Raw genomic sequence first — 3,492 nt, 5'->3', positions numbered from 1 at the left:
TTGAAGTAAGTGAAAGTCAGTAATGATGATGGTTTGAGGCCCTGGACACTGTGGTGTTCGGGGCTTCACCTGTTTAACCCGCAGTTTAGTGGTGGGTGGGGTTGCCGGCTGCTTGGCTGGTTGGATTGTTGCCTGTAGGGGTGGTTGTGGTGTGGGGTTCTGCCTGGAAGGGTGGGACCCTTTTCCTGTTTAAGGACACCGTTCCACGGGAGCACTGATCGGTTAGGGCCTAGAGGCCAAAATGTGTGTCTGAAAACCTGATCCTACCCCGGAATGCCGGGGCAGGATCAGGTTCCACATGGGTGTTGAATCCATAAGTGTGAACCTTAGTAGACAAACCCATACCTGTAGTATCTGCCATTCTCCACAGAAAAAGAACGGCAAAACACCCGCAGGAACCCAACGCTGGCGCTGCAAAAACTGCGACGCCAGCACCACCTACAAACGACCAGACACCACCGCACGCAACCAACTCACCGCGCACGTCGGCTGGCTCATGAGCAAACAAAGCCAAACCGAATACGCCACCACCAGCGCCCGCAGCTTCCGCAGACACACCGCCTGGTGCTGGAACGTGCACCCGCACCTGACCCACACCGGTGAAGTATTTGACGAGATCCAAGTCGACGGGATCTACCTCAAACCAGGATGGTGCTTACTGATCGCCATCGCCAACAAACACGTCATCGGATGGCAATGGTGCGACCACGAAAAATCCGTGGCATGGACCGAACTGCTCCGCCACTTCCCAGAACCCAAAGTGGTCGTCACCGACGGCGGATCCGGACTCATGAAAGCGTTGAAAACACTATGGCCCGCAGTCAAAATACAGCGGTGCCTCGTCCATATCCAACGCAATATCCGCACCTATCTGAGCCTGAAACCGAAAACCCGTGCCGGTCGCTCATTACGTGGTTTAAGCCTGAAACTCACGGGAATCACCACCCTTGAGCAGGCACAAGAATGGCTGGTCCTAGTCAATAACTGGCACACCGAATACAAGGACTACATCAACGAGAAAACCTATGCCACAGACTGGGTGGGCGAACGTCCGGCAGGAATCAAATCAAACCGTACCTGGTGGTACACCCACACTCGAGTGCGCAGTGCGTATGAAACCTTACGCATCGTGATCCGCCGTGAGCATCTGTTCACTTATCTTGATCCTGACCTTGAAAAGGCCGGAATCAATGCGACCACGAACATGATCGAAGGTGCTATTAATTCTGGGATCCGAAGGACTCTGCGTGATCATCGAGGTATGCCGACCGAGCATCGAAGGACTGCTGCTGAATGGTTCTGTTGGACGCATGCTGAGCCTGCCGGCAGGCCATCGCTAGGCTCCTTGGTGCGGCCTGAGCACTATGCACCGCAAGCCAGGGCTGAGGTAGTGCAGGAAGTTGAGGAACAAATTGGGCCGGAGCTATATGGGACAGCAGCGATTGCTGAGGAAGGTCTTTATGCCCGGCAAGGGTGGGGCGGTCGGAGCCGGTAAATCCAAGCGGTAGAAAAGCCTAACGTGTGTCTGGGAGGAGCAACACGCGCGCCACCAGACACACGTTTTGGCCTATAGGCCTCGGTTAGGTCCACGCGCTTTTGGTTCACGGCGGGGTGCGGCAAAAAGAATACGGCAGTATATTGCCGAATGATAGTTAATTAGGCGCTACACTGGATACAGGATCATAAACGGCGGCATATTGCCGGTTCGGAGTTTACGTTGAATTCTTTATTGGAAATTGGCGCTGCGCTGCAGCTTTCTCGAAAAGAGAATGCATTGACTCAGGAGCAGCTGGCTGACCTAGCTAACATCTCCGAGCGCACCGTGCGGGCCATCGAAACCGGTACGGGTAACCCTTCTATAGGAGCTGTGCTTTCCGTTGCTAGCGTCCTTGGGCTCAAGATTGTTGTTCAGAAGTGAATGGGGATCTAGCAGATCTGAAGCGGGTCGATAAGGCAGATGTTTATCAGAACCGTATATTGGCGGGGCGTTTGGAACGTCGTGGTGACGGTTATATCCAATTCAGTTATACCGACGAGTTTTTACAATCAGGTATGCCGGGCATTGCTACGTCCCTACCTTCTTCCGCAGCACCCCTAATTGCCCCTGGTGGTGGGGTGCCTACGTTCTTTTCTGGACTCTTACCAGAAGGTCACCGTCTCACAGTCTTGAAGAACGCCACTAAAACCAGCCTCGCTGATGAAATGACTTTATTGATGGCAGTCGGTTCCGATACTCCGGGCAACGTTCGTATCGTGCCTAGCGGTTCGAAACTGATGATGCCAGCGGCGGTCGCGACGATCGATGATCCTGCGACTTTGGACTTTACATTGCTGACAAGAACTCTTGATCTGCATTCGATTCCGGGTGTTCAGGAAAAGATTAGTGCCACCATGCTGACGACGCCTTTAGCAATGGGGGAAGGAGCGTATCTCCTTAAGCTGGATCCGCGAGATCACCCGTACCTCGTTGCCAACGAAGCTCTGCACCTGCAGGCGGCCAAATCGCTGAAACTTCCGGTTGCTAAAAACAAGGTAGTACATGATGGACAGAATGTTCCTGGACTACTTGTTGAACGCTTTGACCGGAAGTACGTTCCAGGCCAAGCGGAAGTTACGCGGTATGCATTAGAAGACGGGCTGCAGGTGCTCGACTTACCGCCAGCCGTTAAGTACTCGGTCAGTGCCGAGCAAGTCGCTGACGGTTTGGCTGGATATTGCCAAGCGCCGGTGATAGCGAAACGAAGTTTGTATCTGCAGTTCCTCTTCGCTTGGTTGACAGGTAACGGAGATCTGCACGGAAAGAATCTTTCAATACTTGCGGACTCTTCAGGGAAGTTTACGATGGCCCCGATGTATGACGTCCCTTGCACGCTTATTTACGGAGATGACACCATGGCGCTGTCTCTATCGGGCAAAACTAAGAACCTAAAGAGTAAGCATTGGCTGGAGTTCGGCCGGTATTTGGGGTTGACGGAAAGAGCGGTCTTGTCAGCGAATCAATTAGCTTTGAAGGCAGCTAGCTTGGCCAGGTTAGAGACACTGCCGATCGATGGTTCGCCGTTACGGGGTACAGTGCGCGAACTACGTTTTAGGCGTATGGAAGTGGCGTAGCCTTCTTCAATGATTTGGCTTCATGCCGGCATCTAGCATTAGGTCAGTGCCAGCATTTGGGGAATTGCATTTGCCCCTTGGCAAGCCGTCGAAAGATCGGTCGCACTATTAGGCGCAGTTTTTCTCGTTGCTCTCGTTGGCCAGTAGAGGCGATCTCCATAAACGGGACAGTCATCGCGTCTCATAGTCGGCTAGCTCTATATGGTGCCGGGTAGTTTCTCACGACATGTACCCGCAATCGTGGGGGCTGGCAGAAGGCGCATAAATTACCGAATTAGGGCAGTAATAATTTACTCTAATTCTTTGTGTGCACGGTCACGGTGGAAAAGAGGCCACCGATTTGAAACATCCCCCAAAACTGTGTATAGTTTTTATCTGTCG

The 3,492-nt window shown here is 52.9% G+C and carries 3 protein-coding genes; all 3 read left to right on the top strand.

Annotated elements, in window-relative coordinates; genetic code table 11:
• The first annotated feature begins 298 nt into the window (after positions 1-298).
• The 3 genes from CQ011_RS17620 (at position 299) to CQ011_RS17610 (ending at position 3,111) form a co-directional block, all read left to right on the top strand.
• Entirely contained in the window at positions 299-1,495 is a 1,197-nt protein-coding gene (locus CQ011_RS17620; protein ID WP_105679007.1) for an IS1249 family transposase, read from the top strand.
• 222 nt (positions 1,496-1,717) lie between these two features.
• A complete protein-coding gene (locus CQ011_RS17615; RefSeq protein WP_096253988.1) occupies positions 1,718-1,918 on the top strand; it encodes a helix-turn-helix transcriptional regulator in 201 nt (66 codons plus the stop codon).
• Complete coding sequence (locus tag CQ011_RS17610) at positions 1,915-3,111, top strand: type II toxin-antitoxin system HipA family toxin (RefSeq protein WP_105679006.1); 1,197 nt, start codon at positions 1,915-1,917, stop codon at positions 3,109-3,111. Before CQ011_RS17615 ends, CQ011_RS17610 begins: the two co-directional genes overlap by 4 nt.
• The last annotated feature ends 381 nt before the right edge of the window (positions 3,112-3,492 follow it).

This window comes from Arthrobacter sp. MYb213, assembly GCF_002979915.1.
Classification (GTDB): domain Bacteria; phylum Actinomycetota; class Actinomycetes; order Actinomycetales; family Micrococcaceae; genus Glutamicibacter.
The sequence above is the reverse complement of the archived record's forward strand: the minus strand, read 5'-3'. Positions and strand labels throughout refer to the sequence as shown.

What these genes read in the sequence shown, in the direction of transcription:
- CQ011_RS17620 (WP_105679007.1), top strand. Translation starts at nt 299, where the DNA reads ATGGGTGTTGAATCCATAAGTGTGAACCTTAGTAGACAAACCCATACC.